The 18,079-nt window shown below is 36.9% G+C and carries 21 protein-coding genes and 1 other annotated feature; all 21 genes read left to right on the top strand.

Going from position 1 to position 18,079, the window contains the following annotated elements; translation table 11 throughout:
- The first annotated feature begins 506 nt into the window (after positions 1-506).
- Positions 507-1,547 (top strand): rod shape-determining protein, encoded by a 1,041-nt coding sequence (locus D9780_RS06225; protein ID WP_073004669.1) that lies wholly within the window; start codon positions 507-509, stop codon positions 1,545-1,547.
- 12 nt (positions 1,548-1,559) lie between these two features.
- Positions 1,560-2,447 (top strand): rod shape-determining protein MreC, encoded by an 888-nt coding sequence (mreC, locus tag D9780_RS06230; protein WP_121639633.1) that lies wholly within the window; start codon positions 1,560-1,562, stop codon positions 2,445-2,447.
- A complete protein-coding gene (gene mreD / locus D9780_RS06235; protein ID WP_121639634.1) occupies positions 2,447-2,986 on the top strand; it encodes a rod shape-determining protein MreD in 540 nt (179 codons plus the stop codon). Before mreC ends, mreD begins: the two co-directional genes overlap by 1 nt.
- Positions 2,987-3,344: 358 nt before the next feature.
- Complete coding sequence (minC, locus tag D9780_RS06240; protein ID WP_116278410.1) at positions 3,345-4,034, top strand: septum site-determining protein MinC; 690 nt, start codon at positions 3,345-3,347, stop codon at positions 4,032-4,034.
- The gene (minD, locus tag D9780_RS06245) at positions 4,027-4,827 is read left to right on the top strand and encodes a septum site-determining protein MinD (RefSeq protein WP_121639635.1); all 801 of its coding nucleotides are present in this window, start codon (positions 4,027-4,029) and stop codon (positions 4,825-4,827) included. The genes minC and minD overlap by 8 nt, the downstream gene beginning before the upstream one ends.
- A 491-nt stretch (positions 4,828-5,318) precedes the next feature.
- Entirely contained in the window at positions 5,319-6,089 is a 771-nt protein-coding gene (locus D9780_RS06250; RefSeq protein WP_121639636.1) for a M23 family metallopeptidase, read from the top strand.
- A complete protein-coding gene (locus D9780_RS06255) occupies positions 6,079-6,951 on the top strand; it encodes a M50 family metallopeptidase (RefSeq protein ID WP_121639637.1) in 873 nt (290 codons plus the stop codon). Before D9780_RS06250 ends, D9780_RS06255 begins: the two co-directional genes overlap by 11 nt.
- A gap of 200 nt (positions 6,952-7,151) precedes the next feature.
- Positions 7,152-7,224 (top strand) — a sequence feature (ribosomal protein L21 leader region).
- A gap of 14 nt (positions 7,225-7,238) precedes the next feature.
- On the top strand, positions 7,239-7,547 hold the full coding sequence (gene rplU / locus D9780_RS06260) for a 50S ribosomal protein L21 (protein WP_073004659.1): 309 nt from the start codon (positions 7,239-7,241) through the stop codon (positions 7,545-7,547).
- Positions 7,548-7,556: 9 nt separating this feature from the next.
- Positions 7,557-7,886 carry a ribosomal-processing cysteine protease Prp gene (locus D9780_RS06265; RefSeq protein ID WP_121639638.1) on the top strand — a complete coding sequence of 110 codons (330 nt, stop codon included), beginning with the start codon at positions 7,557-7,559 and terminating at the stop codon, positions 7,884-7,886.
- A 13-nt stretch (positions 7,887-7,899) separates the two neighbouring features.
- Positions 7,900-8,190 (top strand): 50S ribosomal protein L27, encoded by a 291-nt coding sequence (gene rpmA / locus D9780_RS06270; RefSeq protein ID WP_077703434.1) that lies wholly within the window; start codon positions 7,900-7,902, stop codon positions 8,188-8,190.
- Positions 8,191-8,376: 186 nt separating this feature from the next.
- The gene (locus D9780_RS06275) at positions 8,377-8,907 is read left to right on the top strand and encodes a Spo0B domain-containing protein (protein WP_162985813.1); all 531 of its coding nucleotides are present in this window, start codon (positions 8,377-8,379) and stop codon (positions 8,905-8,907) included.
- 13 nt (positions 8,908-8,920) lie between these two features.
- Positions 8,921-10,207 carry a GTPase ObgE gene (obgE, locus tag D9780_RS06280; protein WP_121639640.1) on the top strand — a complete coding sequence of 429 codons (1,287 nt, stop codon included), beginning with the start codon at positions 8,921-8,923 and terminating at the stop codon, positions 10,205-10,207.
- Positions 10,208-10,365: 158 nt separating this feature from the next.
- The gene (gene pheA / locus D9780_RS06285; RefSeq protein ID WP_073004649.1) at positions 10,366-11,226 is read left to right on the top strand and encodes a prephenate dehydratase; all 861 of its coding nucleotides are present in this window, start codon (positions 10,366-10,368) and stop codon (positions 11,224-11,226) included.
- 147 nt (positions 11,227-11,373) lie between these two features.
- A complete protein-coding gene (safA, locus tag D9780_RS06290) occupies positions 11,374-12,342 on the top strand; it encodes a SafA/ExsA family spore coat assembly protein (RefSeq protein ID WP_121639641.1) in 969 nt (322 codons plus the stop codon).
- 326 nt (positions 12,343-12,668) lie between these two features.
- Positions 12,669-13,412, top strand: coding sequence for an NAD(+) synthase (gene nadE / locus D9780_RS06295; RefSeq protein ID WP_116278405.1), 744 nt, complete (start codon positions 12,669-12,671; stop codon positions 13,410-13,412).
- A gap of 67 nt (positions 13,413-13,479) precedes the next feature.
- Positions 13,480-14,037 (top strand): YhcN/YlaJ family sporulation lipoprotein, encoded by a 558-nt coding sequence (locus D9780_RS06300; protein ID WP_116278404.1) that lies wholly within the window; start codon positions 13,480-13,482, stop codon positions 14,035-14,037.
- A 324-nt stretch (positions 14,038-14,361) separates the two neighbouring features.
- Positions 14,362-15,093 carry a YebC/PmpR family DNA-binding transcriptional regulator gene (locus D9780_RS06305; protein WP_116278403.1) on the top strand — a complete coding sequence of 244 codons (732 nt, stop codon included), beginning with the start codon at positions 14,362-14,364 and terminating at the stop codon, positions 15,091-15,093.
- 113 nt (positions 15,094-15,206) lie between these two features.
- Positions 15,207-15,806 carry a Holliday junction branch migration protein RuvA gene (ruvA, locus tag D9780_RS06310; RefSeq protein WP_116278402.1) on the top strand — a complete coding sequence of 200 codons (600 nt, stop codon included), beginning with the start codon at positions 15,207-15,209 and terminating at the stop codon, positions 15,804-15,806.
- Positions 15,807-15,824: 18 nt separating this feature from the next.
- Positions 15,825-16,838 carry a Holliday junction branch migration DNA helicase RuvB gene (ruvB, locus tag D9780_RS06315; RefSeq protein WP_073004638.1) on the top strand — a complete coding sequence of 338 codons (1,014 nt, stop codon included), beginning with the start codon at positions 15,825-15,827 and terminating at the stop codon, positions 16,836-16,838.
- The gene (locus tag D9780_RS06320) at positions 16,825-17,022 is read left to right on the top strand and encodes a DUF2905 domain-containing protein (RefSeq protein ID WP_073004636.1); all 198 of its coding nucleotides are present in this window, start codon (positions 16,825-16,827) and stop codon (positions 17,020-17,022) included. The genes ruvB and D9780_RS06320 overlap by 14 nt, the downstream gene beginning before the upstream one ends.
- Before the next feature lie 17 nt (positions 17,023-17,039).
- Positions 17,040-18,071, top strand: a complete 1,032-nt coding sequence (gene queA, locus D9780_RS06325; RefSeq protein ID WP_073004635.1) for a tRNA preQ1(34) S-adenosylmethionine ribosyltransferase-isomerase QueA — start codon at positions 17,040-17,042, stop codon at positions 18,069-18,071.
- Positions 18,072-18,079 lie beyond the last annotated feature (8 nt).

Raw genomic sequence — 18,079 nt, forward strand, 5'->3', positions numbered from 1 at the left:
GTGAGAAAACATGTTTTTATTAAAATCCTGACCAGCAATAACTATAAGTTCCCAATCCCTATTGCTTCATGTGACATTTATTTGTTGTATGCTAGTATAACGGTAGTGGACGCTATCCTTATGCTCCTATTTTTAAAATACGCTGCGCTTAGCACTACCTATTACTTCTTGTTAAACCATTCGCCTGCTAAGCTGAAACATAAAGTTGTTTTGTGAAAATGAAACCTATTTAAACATAGATGTAGATCATGCTTGACAAAAAACTTGTATTAACACTATCTATTTTTTATTTTTTTTCGTATAATTATATAGAAAAGAATGAAGGAAGCGCCATTTTTCAGCAAAACTGGGGAAAGTGGCGCTTGTTACGCTTATATTTACGTATACTAAGCACATGTTATACTAGATAATTGTTTTACTTTTTAACGGGAAAACGAGATAATTGAAAATAACATAATACGAGCTACATAAAAATATATGTATGCAAACTGGAAAGGGAGATTTTTTTGGGATTATTTAATTTTTCTCAGGATTTAGGAATAGATTTAGGTACAGCCAACACGCTTGTATTTGTTAAGGGCAAAGATGTTGTTGTTAGTGAGCCTACTGTGGTAGCCAAAAACAAAAACACGGGAGAGATTGAAGCTGTAGGAAGCGCAGCGCGTAATATGATTGGACGAACTCCAGGAAATATTGTTGTCATTCGACCAATGAAAGACGGAGTAATTGCTGATTATGATACAACAGCTACCATGATGAAATATTATATTAATAAAGCTATGAAAAATAGATCTTATTTTGCAAAAAAACCAAATGTAATGGTATGTGTTCCTTCTGGCATTACGATGGTTGAAGAAAGAGCAGTTATTGATGCAACGAAACAAGCGGGCGCAAAGGAAGCTTATCCTATTTCTGAGCCTTTTGCAGCTGCTATTGGAGCAGACCTTCCTGTTTGGGAACCGACGGGGAGTATGATTATAGATATTGGTGGTGGCACAACGGAAGTGGCAGTCATCTCATTAGGTGGTGTCGTAACTAGCCGTTCTGTTCGAACAGCTGGTGATAACATGGATGAAGCTATTACTCAATATATTCGTAAGCACTACAGTTTAATGATTGGCGAACGAACAGCAGAATCCGTTAAGTTGGAAATTGGTACAGCAGGGAAAGTGGATGTGAATGAAGAAATTGATATACGAGGAAGAGACCTTTTAACTGGTTTACCAAAGACAATTACTGTTACTGCAGAAGAGATTTCTGTAGCGTTAAAGGATACCGTAGATTCCATTGTGGAAGCTGTGAAAAACACATTAGAAAAAACTCCACCAGAACTTGCAGCAGATATTATGGATCGGGGAGTCGTTTTATCTGGTGGAGGAGCTTTACTGAAAAATATTGATCAGGTTATAAGTGATGAAACCAAAATGCCTGTGTTTATTACGGAAAATCCACTGGAAAGTGTAGCGATTGGTACGGGTAAATCATTGGAATACATGCACCACTTTCGATCCCAACCACATGTGTCATCACGTCATACTGTAGATTAAGCGGGTGTTTAGATGTCTTTTTTACGCAAAAAGCGATTGTTCATTCTATTAATTGGTTTTATACTGCTTGTAGCTTTAATAGGTTTCTCTTTAAGGGATCGAGAAGACCTAACAATAATAGAAGAAATCGTCAATGATACGGTCGGTTGGGCACAAAGCGTGGTTCATGCTCCAGTCAATTGGGTAACAAACGTTACTCGTAATATTGGAGATTTCAAGGATACGTATGAAGAAAATAAATTACTAAAACAAAAACTTGCTGAATATAAAGGACTTATTTATGAAGTTCAAGAATTGAAAGAAGAAAATGAAGATTTAAGAAAAAACCTTGAACTGACAGAATCGGATGCAATACGTAATTATAATCCTATACAAGCAACAGTAATTTCTAGATCGCCTGAAAGGTGGCTAGAACAAGTTACGATCAATAAAGGAAAAGATAATGGAGTTAAAAAGAACATGGCAGTGATTACACCAGAAGGAATGGTTGGAAAGGTAATGACGCCATCAAAGCATACTTCTACCGTTCAACTACTTACAGGCTTTGACCAATTTAACCGGATTTCTGGGGGAATCTCTCGAGACAAGGGCGATAATATTTTTGGGATGATTGAAGGGTATGATAAAAAAAGTAAGCACCTCATATTCCGAATTATTGAAGAGTCTCAAAAAGATGTGAAGAAGGATGAATTAATTGTTTCCTCTGGAATGGGAGGCGTTTTTCCAGCGGGGCTTCCGATTGGAAAAGTTCAAGAAGTAGTTCCTGACAAATATGGATTAACGAAAACTGCTTTAGTAAAACCATCTGCTGACATGTACGAATTAAACCAAGTAATTGTAGTCGATCGTTCTGTACAGACTGATGAAGGTCAGGAAAGTGAAGAAGAGGAGGAGGAGTAATGAAGCGTGCCTATTTACCTCTCATCCTTCTACTTATTCTTGTTTTACAAGGAGTTTCTTTGGATTTACTGCCTGGAAACTTATTGAGATCAGATTGGCTCATTGTTTCCCATTGGGTTTTTATATTTCTTGTGTTTATTGCTGTATTCTATGACAATGAAAGTACCCACTATTCTGTTCTATACGCGTTAATCTTTGGTTTGCTAATTGACATAGTTTATACAAGTACACTAGGCGTTTATATGTTTTCGTACGCTTCTACCATTTACATGATTTATGGTCTAAAAAAATTACTGCACGGAAACATTCTTGTCGTAGCTTTGTTAGGCACTGTTGGATTAATAGTGAGTGACGGAATTATTTATCTCATCTACTCTGTAGTTGGATTAACAGACATACCGTGGAGTATGTATTTAACCAACCGATTATTGCCTACAATAGGGTCAAATTTAATTTTCTTATTCGTTTTATACCCGCTGTTTGCAAAAAAACTGACAAATTGGGGGAAAGATCAAATAACGAAAGGAAACTCATTTTGAGAGACTATTTGGTAGCAGGGGAGTTGCTGAATGAATTTAAAATGAAGTTGTAACCGACATGTTTTATCGACTCACCACATCGTCTTACGCTAATAAGATAGAGTTAATTGTATAAGCAGATGCTGTGTTGCATAAAGTTTTGGCGATAGGCTAAGTTTTCTCCCCCCCAACTCTCTAACTATAAAATAAACGAATACTGTTCTAGTGGGGGACATTGGTATTACAAACAAATTATATTTGTTAGGCTCCTATTCAATGAAGGTTGACATACCAAAGTAGATAAGGAAAAATATGATTTGAATATTGTTGATTTGAAGCATTCTTCCGAGTTTCCGAATGTATAGAATGAGGTGAACGTGTGACACAGGACAAAACGCAATTAATTACCATGAAAGGTACAAAAGATGGGCTCACATTATTTATTGACGATACCTGTTCGTTTGAAGAAGCCATGCAGGAATTGCAGTATAAAATGAAAGAGAGCAAACCTGCACATGTGGAGCCGGTTGTAGCTGTAAGAGTTAAATTAGGCTATCGATACTTAAAGCATGATCAGATGAATCGAATAAAAGAAATTATAACAGCTGAAAATCGCTTTACCATTCAAATCATCGAATCTGATGTTGTTCCTCGTGAAGAAGTTCGTAAATGGCAGGAAAATAGTGAAATAAAAACGATGAATCAAATAGTTCGTTCTGGACAAGTCTTACATATAACTGGCGATTTATTATTAATTGGAGATGTAAATCCGGGTGGAAAGGTAACGGCTACAGGCAATATCTTTGTAATGGGAAACTTGCGCGGAATTGCACATGCGGGTATTGATGGAGATAAACAAGCATTTATAGTTGCATCTTATATGAATCCGATGCAACTAAGGATTGCACATTATATAAGTCGTGCTCCAGATTATGAATCTGACGGTGTGTATATGGAGTGTGGACTGGTCGATGAAGAAAAAGATAAAATAATCATTGATCGACTCCAAGTTCTTTCACAGAAGCGAAGAGAGATAAACAGGTTCGAAAGGAGAATGCTGAATGGGTGAAGCAATAGTTATTACTTCTGGAAAAGGCGGGGTCGGAAAAACGACAACTACTGCAAATATCGGTACAGCTTTAGCTTTAATAGATAAGAAAGTTTGTTTAATAGACACGGATATTGGGCTTAGAAATCTGGATGTCATTATGGGATTAGAAAATCGTATCATTTATGACATTGTAGATGTAATCGAGGGAAGATGTAAGCTGAAACAAGCATTAATTAAAGACAAACGCTTTGATTATTTAACTTTGCTGCCAGCTGCGCAAACAAGTGATAAGACTTCCGTGACAAGTGAAGGAATGCAACAGATTATTTATGAGCTAAAACAAGAATATGATTACATTATTATAGATTGCCCAGCAGGAATCGAGCAAGGCTTTCAAAATGCGATTGCAGGTGCTGATAAAGCAATTGTGGTTACTACTCCAGAAAAATCGAGCGTGCGAGATGCTGATCGTATAATCGGATTATTAGAAAAAGAGGAAATGGTTGACCCCCCACGTTTAATTATTAACCGCATTCGAAATCATATGATGAAAAATGGAGATATGCTTGATATTGATGAAGTTTTACAAATTTTATCTGTAGATCTAATTGGTATTGTGATAGATGACGATGAAGTGATTAAAGCTTCAAATAAAGGTGAACCAGTTGCGTTTAAGCCAAGTTCTAAAGCCTCTATTGCTTATCGGAATATTGCTAGAAGAATCTTAGGCGAAACAGTCCCTTTGCAATCGTTAGATACAGAAAAAGGTATGATGCAAAAGCTTAAGCAATTTTTAGGCATGCGTTCTTAAAGGCAGCAATTGATATAATACAGTCATACAAAAAAAGCAGGCTTTTCCTGCTTTTTTTGTATATGAAAGCATACGAAATAGCCACTTCCGGCTTCAGCACCGAGCAACTAGGCGACTTCACTCCATTGCCCTAAGTTAAGTCATCATCGATTCGTTCTAAATAGGAAGGCCGACTAAAGACGGGCTTGACGGAGGGCGCCGGCATACTCCTGTTGCAGGAGCATGATTCCTTAAAACTTTCGTTGACTCGTTCCACTCGTTACGTTGCTAACCGGGCGCCCCGAGCCTTTGTTCCACTATAGAAAAGCTAGAAAGTATAAAATAAATGATAGCTTTCGTCATACGACTTAGCGACAAGCCAAGTTTTCTAATATGGTAGCAGTATTCAATTGTGTAATTTTGAATGTATGTTTTGCTCTTCCTCTTACTAACATATATTTGCAACTTACCTCATATACTTGTACAAATGTGATTAGAAGGAATGAGAAACTATGAGTAGAGGGGTTAAGCAAGTACGTCAATCTATTGAGCAAAGAAAAAAAACACGTAACATTACTTCACAGAATAGTGCATCAAAATCTGTCGTTACACCATTTGTGCAAGAGGAGGAAAAGCATGGATTTGAACCGGTCTATACTGCAACATCAAGTAATGGGCGACAAGGAAAAATAGTAACAGGTCTTTTATGGAAAGCAATTCTTTCCGCTATCTTATTTTTGACGGTTGCAATTATTTGGCAAATGGAATCAACTCGACTACAAACAGCTAAATCCATTATAAGCACTGCCCTTATAGAGGAATTCCCATTTGCTAAAGTAAATCTATGGTATCAAGAAACATTTGGTAGTCCACTTGCTTTCATGCCGGACGGAGCTTCAAAAGATCAGGTTGAAAACGATAATGCTCCAGTAATTCCAGTCGCCGGTAATGTTTCTGAATCTTTTCAAACGAACGGTACAGGAGTAAAAATTTCCCCTAATGAAAAATCAGATATAATGGCGTTGGAACAGGGCATTGTCATTTTTGCTGGAAACGATCGGCAAACAAATAAAACAATTGTCATCCAACATCCAGATGATCGTATTACCACGTACGGTGAATTAAGCAATATTGATGTTCACTTATACGAACATGTTGCTAAAAATCAACCTATTGGCCAGTTTGTTCCAGCTGAAAATAACCAAGCTGTTTATTTTTCTATTGAGAAGGATAATCAGTATATAGACCCCGTTCAGGTGATAAAAGTTGACGATGTGGAATAATTTATTGCCAAAAGTTCACTTCCATCCCATTTTACTGCTTTTTCTCCTGATCTCTTTTTTTACGGGTACATTTATGCAATTGGCTATTTTATTGTTTATTGTGTTTTTTCATGAATTAGGTCACTACATAATGGCATTACAATTTAAGTGGCGTATAAAGAAAATTATGCTCTGGGTATTTGGCGGTGTCATGGATACAGAAGAACATGGAACCAGACCTGTGAGAGAAGAGGTTCTGGTCATTTGCGCCGGACCATTTCAGCATATTATATTATACGTTATTGCGCTGGTGGCAGTTGATACAGGGGTCATATCCTCATCCATATTTGATACTTTTATGTACTATAATACGACTATATTTATTTTTAATTTATTACCTGTATTACCTTTAGATGGAGGGAAATTACTTCAGCTTCTTATGTCAACAAAATGGCCATACAAAATGGCATACTATCGATCGATTTATTTCTCATTGATTGCATGTCTCTTTTTGCTTGGCACTTCTTTAGTTGTCCAACCATTCACATTAAGTACTTTTTTGTTGTGCCTTTTCTTACTGTTTGAAAATAAAAATGAATGGAAAAAACGATATTATGTATTTACAAGGTTCCTACTTAAGCGTTTTGAAACAAGACATAATCCAATTGGTCGGACAAGATCTATTAGAGTGAAAGCAGAAAAATCGTTACTAGAAGTTTTTTCTCATTTTTACCGTGGGCGGAGTCACAATATTCACATTATATATCCAAATGGCTCCATAAAGCTTATGAATGAATATGATTGCTTATATTGGTATTTTGAGGCTAAACGGTACAAAGATACTGTTGGTGACTTAGGTGATTTGACTAATAACACGAAGTAGTATTGTCATTTTATAGCTGTTCAATAATTACCTTGAATTATATAATGTAAAGCGGTTTTATAGTACAAGATTTTCTACAATTGCGGATAAGAGGCAACGTAATAAATGATGGAAAGCGTTGTTTTTTCAAGAAGTCATCATAAACTCATTGACAATGAAGGTGTTGTAATGGTAACATTAATACGTTATTCATCGTAGCACCAGTGCTACAACCGCTCAGAACAGGTTGTAAACTCAATGTGTAGTACCTGTATGGCGAGTCTTAGTTTATGGGAGGTGCAAAGTATATGTACGCTATTATTGAAACTGGCGGCAAGCAAATGAAAGTAGAAGAAGGCCAAGAAATCTTCATTGAAAAAGTTGCTGCTGATCAAGACGAGACGGTTACATTTGACAAAGTTCTTTTTGTTGGTGGAGATGATGTAAAAGTTGGTGCTCCATATGTAAATGGTGCATCAGTAACTGCTAAAGTTGCTAAACATGGTCGTCAAAAGAAAATTACTGTGTTTAAATATAAGCCAAAAAAGAATTATCATCGTAAGCAAGGTCATCGTCAACCTTACACTAAATTAGTGATTGATAAAATCAACGCTTAGAGGTTACTTATGATACAAGTAATAGTTTTTCGTGAAGATGAACAAATAAGAGCATTTGAAATTTCCGGACATGCTGAAAGCGGTCCTTATGGATATGATTTAGTGTGTGCAGGAGTTTCTGCAGTATCTGTTGGTTCTATAAACGCAGTTCTGGCTTTATGTGAAGTGGATCTTGATATAAACCAAAGTGATAATGGCGGTTATCTTCATGTAACAATACCAGACTCCATTTCTTCTGAAGAAATGCGTCGAGTTCAATTATTATTTGAAGGTATGCTTGTATCACTTTCGTCCATAGAACAGGATTATGGACAATTTATTACTATTCAAGATAAATAAGGAGGTGTATCTTATGCTACGTCTAGATTTGCAGTTTTTCGCACAGAAAAAAGGTGCTGGTAGTACAAAAAACGGTCGTGATTCCGAATCCAAGCGACTTGGTTCTAAGAGTGCTGATGGCCAATTTGTAACAGGTGGATCTATTCTTTACCGTCAACGTGGAACGAAGGTTTATCCTGGTGAGAACGTTGGTCGCGGTGGAGATGATACACTTTTTTCAAAAATCGATGGTGTTGTAAAGTTTGAACGTTATGGGCGTAATCGTAAAAAAGTAAGTGTATACCCTGTAGCTAAAGAAGCATAATACAAAACTCCAGCCAATAAATTGGCTGGAGTTTTTAACGTTTAACATTATTTTTTTCTATAGAAAAAAGGACAAAACAAAACGTGGAAAATGAAAGAACCCACAAGGATTGAAAAATGACTTAGGAGAATGAATGACCTTTTTTGCATTTTCTGCTATACTTTTGGACATGTGGGAGGATGTTATATGAATGCAGAAGAAGCTGTTCGTTTCATGCAGCATTATCGGCATGACTTAATGAATCATTTACAAATAATTCACGGTTATGCTTCAATGGGCAATGTTAAAAAGATAGAAGAAAAGATAGTTGATATCATTCATTGTTATAATATGGAACGAAAATTAATGCACTTACAAGCAAATGAGTTTTGTTTATGGGTGATGAAGCACGCTTATATGTATGTGGATGTAAAATTAGAGTACGATATACATACGGAAGGAAAGCGGATTGAAAGTATAGACCAAATATTAACGGAGCAATGTGAGCAATTTTTCGCTGTGATAAAGAGGCTGAAGCTCAAAGATGAATTTATAACGGTTCATTTAGTTGTTAAGCAGGAACAGAAGGATAGGATAGCAATGCATTTCTCAGTAAGTGAATTTTTTAATCATGCACAGTTAAAAGAACAGCTGCACCAGTTGGAAACGCATTTTCCTTTAACTGTAATGGACAATAGTGACACTGTAGAATGCTCTTTTTCTGTTCCGTGTAATTGAAAGAGGTGAGGACATGTTTGTAGATCAGGTAAGTGTTTATGTTAAAGCTGGTGATGGTGGTAACGGTCTTGTCGCATATCGTAGGGAAAAGTATGTACCTAAAGGAGGCCCTGCAGGAGGCGATGGCGGTAATGGAGCTGATGTTAAATTTAAAGTGGATGAAGGATTAAATACTTTAATGGATTTTCGATATAATCGCCATTTTAAAGGAAAACGTGGCGAAAATGGAATGAGCAAAAACCAACATGGAAAAAATGCGCCTCATTTAATTGTTCCAGTACCGCCTGGAACAACGGTGATAGATGAAAGCACCGGAGAAATAATTGCTGATTTGACGGAACATAATCAAGAAGCTGTGATTGCAAAAGGAGGTCGTGGCGGTAGAGGGAATTCACGCTTTGCAACTCCAAGAAATCCAGCGCCAGATATAGCAGAGAATGGGGAGCCAGGACAGGAAAGGCAAATAAAGGTGGAACTAAAGCTAATCGCTGATGTCGGATTAATCGGTTTTCCTAGTGTCGGAAAATCTACTTTCTTATCTGTAGTAAGTGCTGCAAGACCTAAAATTGCAGATTATCATTTTACTACATTGGCCCCCAATTTAGGTGTCGTTGATACAAATGACCAGAGAAGCTTTGTTATGGCTGATCTTCCAGGTTTAATTGAAGGAGCACATGAAGGAGTGGGATTAGGTTACCAATTTCTGCGTCATGTAGAAAGGACGAGAGTACTTGTTCATGTCATTGATATGGCTGCAACAGAAGGTCGGGACCCTTATGATGACTATGTTAAAATTAATCAAGAACTAGAGCAGTATGATTCTAAATTGATGACACGACCACAAATTATAGCGGCAAACAAGATGGATATGCCGGGTTCCAAAGAAAATTTGGAAGTATTTAAGGGGAAACTACAAAATAAACATCCTATTTATGAAATATCTGCACTTACAAAAGATGGCGTTCGGGATATATTATTTGCGATTGCTGATAAATTAGAAGAGATACCAAAAAGTGCTATGGATGAAGAAGCTGTTCCAAAAGAAGAGAAAGTTATCTACCGTTATCACAAAGAAGAAGATCCGTTTAAAATTTCGAGAGATGATGATGGTGCTTATGTACTATCTGGATATCGCATTGAAAAGTTATTTAAAATGACTGATTTTAACCACGATCAAGCTGTACAGCGGTTTGCACGTCAGCTAAGAAAAATGGGAGTTGATGATGCTTTAAGAAAACGAGGTGCAGAGGACGGAGATACGGTTCGTATATTAGAATTTGAGTTTGAATTTATGGAATAAGAACATGTGCCGTCTATGAAACGAAAAAAGCATAAAGGTTAAAGATGGTCATTCTAGCTACATTCGTAGAGGCGGGGCAAAAGCTTCTATTGAATGTAGTTTCGCTTTATTTTCAACAGAAATCATTTTTATATTAGAAAATATAGGGGGATAACGTAGTGACAGCAACTATTGGCTATTTGGGACCTAAAGGTACGTTTACAAAACTAGCAGTGGACAAGACATTTAATGGCGAGGTAAAACATAGTTATTCTACAATACCAGCATGTATTGATGCAGTAAATAATGGGGAGATTAATATAGGTGTTGTACCATTAGAAAATGCAATAGAAGGCACAGTTCAATTGACCGTTGACTATTTAGTGCATCAAGTACGTTTGCCGATTATGGCAGAAATTGTTGTTCCTATACAGCAACATCTTTTGGTGCACGCTAGTTTCACCGGAAAAATGGCTGATATAAAGGAAGTGCACTCTCATAGTCATGCTATTGCACAATGTCATCAGTATATTCATCAACACTTACCAAATGCAACGCTTCATTTTACTTCATCCACAGGTAAAGCAGCTGAACTAATAAGTGAAAGAAAAGGAGAACCATTAGCTGCAATTGGTAATCAATTAGCTGCTAATATATATCGACTCTATACAATTCAGAAAAACATTCATGATTTTCCGAATAATCATACGAGGTTTATTGTGTTAAGTAAACAACGGGAATTGGTAAAAATAGCACATCCCGTTCAATCAGAGAAAACAACGCTATTAATTACACTTCCAAGCGATTTTGCAGGAGCATTACATCAAGTATTATCTGCTTTTGCATGGAGAAAAATGAATTTGTCTAAAATTGAATCTCGTCCTATGAAAACAGGACTAGGTAATTATTTTTTTATTATTGATGTTAATCAACCTTATGATGAAGTTCTCTTCCCAGGTGTAAAAGCAGAATTAGAAGCATTAGGCTGTCAAGTGACCGTTTTAGGGACATACCCAGTATATCAATTGGATCATTTATAAACATAAGAAAACCTTTCTTTTCAACAACCAATCCACACCATTATGTAGAGATAATTCTATATTTAAATTTATCAACATTTAATCTTTCTTTGCATATGTTGATATAGAGTAATTAGCCCAGATATGACAGAGAGGAGTTTGATGAATTTGAAAATACACATTGTACAAAAAGGTGATACGATGTGGGAGATAGCTCAACAATATGGTGTGGATTTTGAAGAATTAAAGCAATTGAATAGTCAAATTTCCAGTCCAGACATGATTATGCCTGGGATGAAAATAAAAATTCCTGGAAACTCCAAATCAGTAAAACAAAAGCAAATAAAGGAAATGCAGCAACCTCCGACAGAGCAACCATATAAAGAAATACAGAAAAAGCCAACCCCTGTAATTAAGGAAGATGATAAGGAAAAACCGAAAATGGTGAAGCCGGAAATGCCGCCAATGCCGTCTATGCCACCAATGCCACCAATGCAACAAATGTATACCCAACCAATGATGCAAATGCCAGTAATGGAACAAGAGTTTCAAAATTATACAACTATTAACTTTCCACATATGACAGCACAACCGAAGCAAGAAGTAAAGCCTGTTAAAAAGGAAAAGCCGAAAGAGGAGCCAAAACAGGTGAAAGCACAACAGCAGCCAATGCCAATGATGCAACCACAAGTTCCAATGGCTCCACTATGCTGTTACGTTATGGATCCGTGCTATCCACAAATACCTTTTCAGACGGTAGGACCGAACCCTTGGGCTTGTCATGGTATGGCGATGCCATCAATGCCGATGCCTTATGAGCACGGACAACACGCTAGCATGATGGGAATGGGAAGCCAAGGATATATGCCAACTATGGGAAATGAAATGATGCCACAGATGCAGGCAAATATGGGGGGAGGAGCTCAACCGGCTTGGAACAATCAAATGCAATATGAGTCTCAGGGTATGTATCGCGGCCAAGTGGGAGAAGAAAATCCTGATCAACATACATCAGATGTACATGTGCCGTTGTATCCCCCGTTTCAAAATAACATGAATCAAATGCCATTTCCGATGCCTCCTGGGTATTATGAATTATCACAAAAAGAACAAAGGGAAAAGAAGGAAGATAAATAATCGTTAAAAGGGACGACATTTCCATCGTCTCTTTTTTTATACTCTATAGGAAAGTTGTGCTGGAAAGTGTCGAGCAAAACTCTGTGAATTCCTATAGTGTAAAAAATTATTATTAATGGTATTATAATTAGAGTACGTTTCCATATACAGTTTCCCTATGTAGCCTTACGTGTAACGTGATTGTAAGAGATTGAATCACATGCTATAGAGGAATTGTTTTTGTGAAAAGTAAAACATACATATATGATTAAAATGTCTAATTGGGAGGAAAAAGGGAAATAGACAACCAGTTTTATGGTTGTTAATATAAATAAGGAGGGCTTAAGTTGAAAAAAGAAGTAGATGAAATTGTAAGTTGGTTACAATTACAAGTGGAAAAAACAGGGGTTAAGGGACTAGCTGTAGGTGTTAGTGGAGGTATTGATTCTGCTGTAGTGGCAGCATTAATTAAAAAAGCTTGTCCAGATAATTCTATAGGGGTAATTATGCCAATCCATTCAAGTGATACTTCTGTAAGAGATGCGAAAGCTGTAGTGGATAAATTAGGTATAGATCATGTAACAATTGATTTAGCTAAGGTGAGGGATAATATGTATAACTCTATTCAATCAGAACTACAAGCAAATCAAATGTATAATACCAATAATGAAAAACTGGCGAAAGCTAATTTAAGTGCACGATTACGAATGAGTACACTATATACGATAGCAACTAATCATAATTATCTCGTTGTCGGTACAGATAATGCTGCGGAATGGCACACAGGCTACTTCACGAAGTATGGTGATGGGGGAGTGGACATTCTTCCTATTGTTGAATTTACAAAAGGAGAAGTGAAGGAATTAGCAGTTTACTTAGGAATTCCTAATGCTGTTGTAAACAAACAGCCTAGTGCAGATTTGTGGGAAGGACAGAGTGATGAAGAAGAAATGGGCATACGTTATGCCTTGATAGACGCATATCTCAAAGGCGAAGATATTCCTCAAGCAGACCGTAAAAAAATTGAAACAATGCACAAAAGAACGGCACATAAGCGTGAAAGTTTACCCTTCTTTTCTCGAAAAAAATAGACTTACCTATTATTAACTGTGTAAAAACACCTTCATAAACCAAACTATTGGTAAGGAGGTGTTTTTTATGTGGTTTAAAATAAGTATTATACTACTCAGTTTGGCTTTTATTGTACTAGGTTGTACGAATGAAGAAGCCGAAAATGATTATCAAGATCATGAAAAAGACAGTACGCAGCCTATTCATTATGAAACAGATAAGGAGAGGGCAGATCGTTTAAATATTCGAGAAGAGACAATTGGAGAAGAAGGTGGTTATTCACAAAGCAAGCAAGACAACATAAATCGATCCGATTTTAAAAGTGGTTATTCTGATCCTTTTACCAATGAAGAATCAAAATTAATCGCAGAAGCATTACGAGATCATAAACAAATTAGTCAAGCCCAAGTGGCTTCTACAGCAGACCGTATTTTAATAGGAGTAAAATTAAATACGCATGTGACGGATGATGTTGGAGAAGACATTAAAAAAGAAGTAAAGCAGTTACTACCTCAAGCAAATAAAGAAATCATTATTTATACAGACGATGCGCATTGGGAGAAAATGAAAAATATAGAAGCAAGGATAGAAGCAAAGGATAATGGTAAGGAAATGGCAGAGTTTATTAACCAATTTGTAAAATGAGAAAAAGAAGTGGAAGGTGATTTTAACTTCCGCTTCCACTCGATTGGAGACGAAGTTGCAGCCTCTCTTATTCCCGACGAATGGTTTGAGGGTTAAAAAAAGCCACAACCTTATTATTCTAATTTAGATTAGATCTGCTAGAATGTAGAGGAGATGTACATAACGTTCGTATTTTACTTCTGTTAACATGAGGCTCACGGTTAACAGTACATACTATCTCAAAGGCTTATAAATTGGAGTAAGTGGTATTATGGGTATCTCTTTAAGAATTGGCTTATTTTTGATATAGTAAGAAAGGAAATTTCTAGAGAGGAGAATGTCCTCATGGCTGGTCATTCTAAATGGAAAAATATACAACGAAGAAAAAACGCGCAAGATGCAAAAAAAGGAAAAATCTTCATGCGGCATGCCAAAGATATATATACAGCTGCTAAGCAAGGTGGTGGTGATATGGCGTTAAACCCGAGTCTACGCCTTGCTGTTGATAAAGCAAAAGCTGATAATATGCCAAACGATAATATAGATCGTGCAATCAAAAAAGCAACCGGGTCATTAGACGGTGCCAATTTTGAAGAGTTAACATATGAAGGGTATGGTCCTGGAGGGGTAGCTGTCATTGTGCATGTTCTAACAGACAATAAAAATAGAACGGCAGCAGACATACGCCATGCATTCAAAAAAAACAATGGTAACCTAGGTGAAAATGGTAGCGTGTCGTTTATGTTTGACCGTAAAGGTTACATTGTTATTACCGATGAACAAGGTGAAATAGATGAAGACGAATTAACTTTAGAAGCCTTGGAAGCTGGGGCTGAGGATATACAAGTAGAGGAAGGGACGTTTGAAATATTTACAGATCCAGAGAACTTTCCAGAAGTCGTGGATCACTTGATGGAATCTGGTTACGCCATTGCTGATTCGGAAATAACACTTATCCCGCAAACAACTACTACTTTATCAGAAGAAGCCGCTACACAAATGATGAATTTAATTGAAACATTAGAAGACAACGAAGATGTACAAGATATTTATCATAATTTGGAAGTAACGGAATAATCGCTGTACACACTTTGACGTTAAACTTCTATTTCTCCAAGCTAGAAATAGAAGTTTATTCATTTCCATCAACTTATGATAAAATGAATGGATAAGGTAAAAGGAGTAGAGAAATGATTGCATATATACAAGGGAAGCTTACATATATACACGAAGAAGCGATTATTGTTGATGTACATGGGGTTGGTTATGAAATTATTTGTGCCAATCCATTTGCTTTTCAAGATTTAGAAAATAAAGATATAAAAGTATATACATATCATCATGTTCGCGAGGATGCACAACTGTTATATGGCTTTGAGAACCTTGATGAAAAATATTTGTTTACAAAGCTTATATCTGTCTCAGGCATCGGCCCTAAAGGTGCGATCGCTATTATGGGTTCCGTTCATGTAGGAGAGTTTGCTGCAGCAATTGAACGAGAAGATGAAGCTTTTCTAACTCATTTTCCAGGTATCGGGAAAAAGACAGCAAGGCAAATCATTCTTGATTTAAAAGGAAAATTAACTATTTCAACTACTGTAAATGAAGGACAACAGAAAACAGATGAGCCATTTGATAATACCGCTATTCAAGATGCTAAAGAAGCGTTAAAAGCTTTAGGCTACTCAGAAAACGAAATAAAAGCTACTTTATCTAAATTATCATATACAGGGTCTGAAACAACGGATATGATAGTTCGTAAAGCATTAGCATTACTTATGAAAAATTAATAGAGGAGGGGCAGGTAAATGGAAGATCGTATGGTCACTGGTGAACTGCAAGAAGAGGATGCAACTGTTGAATTAAGTTTGCGCCCGACGATGTTGTCACAATATATTGGACAGCATAAGGTGAAAGAAAACCTACGCATCTTTATTCAGGCTGCTAAAATGCGTGAGGAGCCTTTAGATCACGTTCTTTTATATGGCCCTCCAGGGCTTGGTAAAACAACGTTAGCAGCTATTATTGCCAATGAAATGGGTGTTCAATTTCGATCTACATCAGGCCCTGCTATTGAGCGGGCAGGTGACTTGGCAGCGATTCTTTCTTCTTTAGAAGCAGGGGATGTATTATTTATTGATGAAATCCACCGGCTGCCTAGAACCGTTGAAGAAGTTCTTTATCCTGCTATGGAAGATTTTTTTCTTGATATTGTGATCGGTTCAGGACCGAGTGCAAGATCTGTCAGAATAGACTTACCACCGTTTACATTAGTTGGGGCAACAACAAGAGCTGGTTTGTTATCTGCTCCATTACGTGACCGATTCGGGGTGTTGAGCAGGCTTGATTTTTATGATCCAAAAGATTTATGCATGATTATTGAACGTACTGCCGACATTTTTAATACAAGTATTACAAAAGAGGCAGCTTTGGAGGTTGCTGAGCGATCTAGAGGTACGCCAAGAATTGCGAACCGTCTGTTAAAACGAATTCGCGATATTTCCCAAGTAAAAGGAGAACAGAAAATTAGTTTATCTACTACTGGTCAAGCATTAGAAATGCTACAGGTAGATAAACATGGTTTAGATCATATCGATCACAAACTTTTAAAGGGAATGATGAATCATTTTCAAGGTGGTCCTGTTGGCTTAGATACGATCGCAGCAACGATCGGTGAAGAACCGCAAACAATTGAAGATGTATATGAGCCGTTTTTATTGCAGATTGGGTTTATTCAGCGAACACCACGGGGAAGAATAGTGACTCCAGTGGCCTATGAACACTTTGGATGGAAGGGTAGAGCAGATAATGAACCTCGGTAAAGTCTTTATTGTACTAGGAATTATCTTCTTGCTAATGGGAGTTATTTGGAATTTCATTGGTAAGTTACCAGGGGATATCACGTGGAAAAAAGGAAATGTTGTTTTTCATTTTCCTATTGTTACATCTATTGTGGTTAGCTTGATTCTAACCTTGTTGTTTTATATTTTTGGCAAGTTTCGATAAAAGTAAGGAGTTTCATCATGAATATTGAAGAATTTGACTTTGATTTACCAAAAGAATTAATTGCTCAGACGCCGTTAAAAGAACGTACGGCTTCAAGGCTGCTTGTTTTAAATAAACAAACGAAAGTTATTTCTCATCACCACTTTTCTGATGTAAAGCAATTTTTAAAACCGGGGGATTGTCTTGTTTTAAATAATACCCGAGTATTACCAGCAAGGCTCCATGGTATAAAAGAGGACACGGGAGCAAATGTTGAAATCTTATTGTTACATCAAGTAGATGGGGATTCGTGGGAAATACTTGCAAAGCCGGCAAAAAAAGTAAAGCTTGGAACGGTAATCCGTTTTGGAGATGGTCTCTTAACTGCAACAGTTACGCAAGTGAAAGAGCACGGCGGTCGAGTGGTGGATTTCGCTTATACAGGAATCTTTTATGAGGTACTAGATCAATTAGGTGAGATGCCATTACCGCCTTATATTAAAGAACAACTCCCTGAAAAGGAGCGTTATCAAACCGTCTATGCAAAAGAAGAAGGATCTGCGGCAGCTCCTACTGCTGGACTTCATTTTACCAAGAAACTATTAAATGAATTAGAGCAAATGGGGGTACGCATTGCTTTTATCACATTACATGTAGGACTAGGTACTTTTCGCCCGGTAAGTGTAGAGACAGTGGAAGAGCATGAGATGCATGCAGAATTTTATCACATGGATCAAGATACAGCGGATTTGCTTAATGCCGTTAAACAATCTGACGGTCGAATTATTTCAGTAGGTACTACATCTACACGTACTTTAGAGACTATTGCTAGGGATAATCAAGGGGCTTTTAAGCAAGCTAGTGGTTGGACAGATATTTTTATTTACCCCCCTTATCAGTTTCAAGCAGTTGATGGCTTAATTACTAACTTTCATTTACCTAAATCTACCTTATTGATGTTAATTAGCGCATTTGCTGGTAAAGATGCTGTAATGGAAGCATACCGTGAAGCTGTACAAGAGCAATATCGTTTCTTTAGTTTTGGAGATGCCATGTTTATATATGCTTAAATATACAC

This window comes from Virgibacillus sp. Bac330 (genome assembly GCF_003667845.1).
In the GTDB taxonomy this organism is placed as follows: domain Bacteria; phylum Bacillota; class Bacilli; order Bacillales; family Amphibacillaceae; genus Virgibacillus; species Virgibacillus chiguensis.

What these genes read in the sequence shown, in the direction of transcription:
- mreC (WP_121639633.1), top strand. Translation starts at nt 1,560, where the DNA reads ATGTCTTTTTTACGCAAAAAGCGATTGTTCATTCTATTAATTGGTTTT.
- mreD (WP_121639634.1), top strand. Translation starts at nt 2,447, where the DNA reads ATGAAGCGTGCCTATTTACCTCTCATCCTTCTACTTATTCTTGTTTTA.
- minD (WP_121639635.1), top strand. Translation starts at nt 4,027, where the DNA reads ATGGGTGAAGCAATAGTTATTACTTCTGGAAAAGGCGGGGTCGGAAAA.
- D9780_RS06250 (WP_121639636.1), top strand. Translation starts at nt 5,319, where the DNA reads ATGAGTAGAGGGGTTAAGCAAGTACGTCAATCTATTGAGCAAAGAAAA.
- D9780_RS06255 (WP_121639637.1), top strand. Translation starts at nt 6,079, where the DNA reads ATGTGGAATAATTTATTGCCAAAAGTTCACTTCCATCCCATTTTACTG.
- rplU (WP_073004659.1), top strand. Translation starts at nt 7,239, where the DNA reads ATGTACGCTATTATTGAAACTGGCGGCAAGCAAATGAAAGTAGAAGAA.
- D9780_RS06265 (WP_121639638.1), top strand. Translation starts at nt 7,557, where the DNA reads ATGATACAAGTAATAGTTTTTCGTGAAGATGAACAAATAAGAGCATTT.
- rpmA (WP_077703434.1), top strand. Translation starts at nt 7,900, where the DNA reads ATGCTACGTCTAGATTTGCAGTTTTTCGCACAGAAAAAAGGTGCTGGT.
- D9780_RS06275 (WP_162985813.1), top strand. Translation starts at nt 8,377, where the DNA reads ATGAATGCAGAAGAAGCTGTTCGTTTCATGCAGCATTATCGGCATGAC.
- obgE (WP_121639640.1), top strand. Translation starts at nt 8,921, where the DNA reads ATGTTTGTAGATCAGGTAAGTGTTTATGTTAAAGCTGGTGATGGTGGT.
- D9780_RS06300 (WP_116278404.1), top strand. Translation starts at nt 13,480, where the DNA reads ATGTGGTTTAAAATAAGTATTATACTACTCAGTTTGGCTTTTATTGTA.
- D9780_RS06305 (WP_116278403.1), top strand. Translation starts at nt 14,362, where the DNA reads ATGGCTGGTCATTCTAAATGGAAAAATATACAACGAAGAAAAAACGCG.
- ruvA (WP_116278402.1), top strand. Translation starts at nt 15,207, where the DNA reads ATGATTGCATATATACAAGGGAAGCTTACATATATACACGAAGAAGCG.
- ruvB (WP_073004638.1), top strand. Translation starts at nt 15,825, where the DNA reads ATGGAAGATCGTATGGTCACTGGTGAACTGCAAGAAGAGGATGCAACT.
- D9780_RS06320 (WP_073004636.1), top strand. Translation starts at nt 16,825, where the DNA reads ATGAACCTCGGTAAAGTCTTTATTGTACTAGGAATTATCTTCTTGCTA.
- queA (WP_073004635.1), top strand. Translation starts at nt 17,040, where the DNA reads ATGAATATTGAAGAATTTGACTTTGATTTACCAAAAGAATTAATTGCT.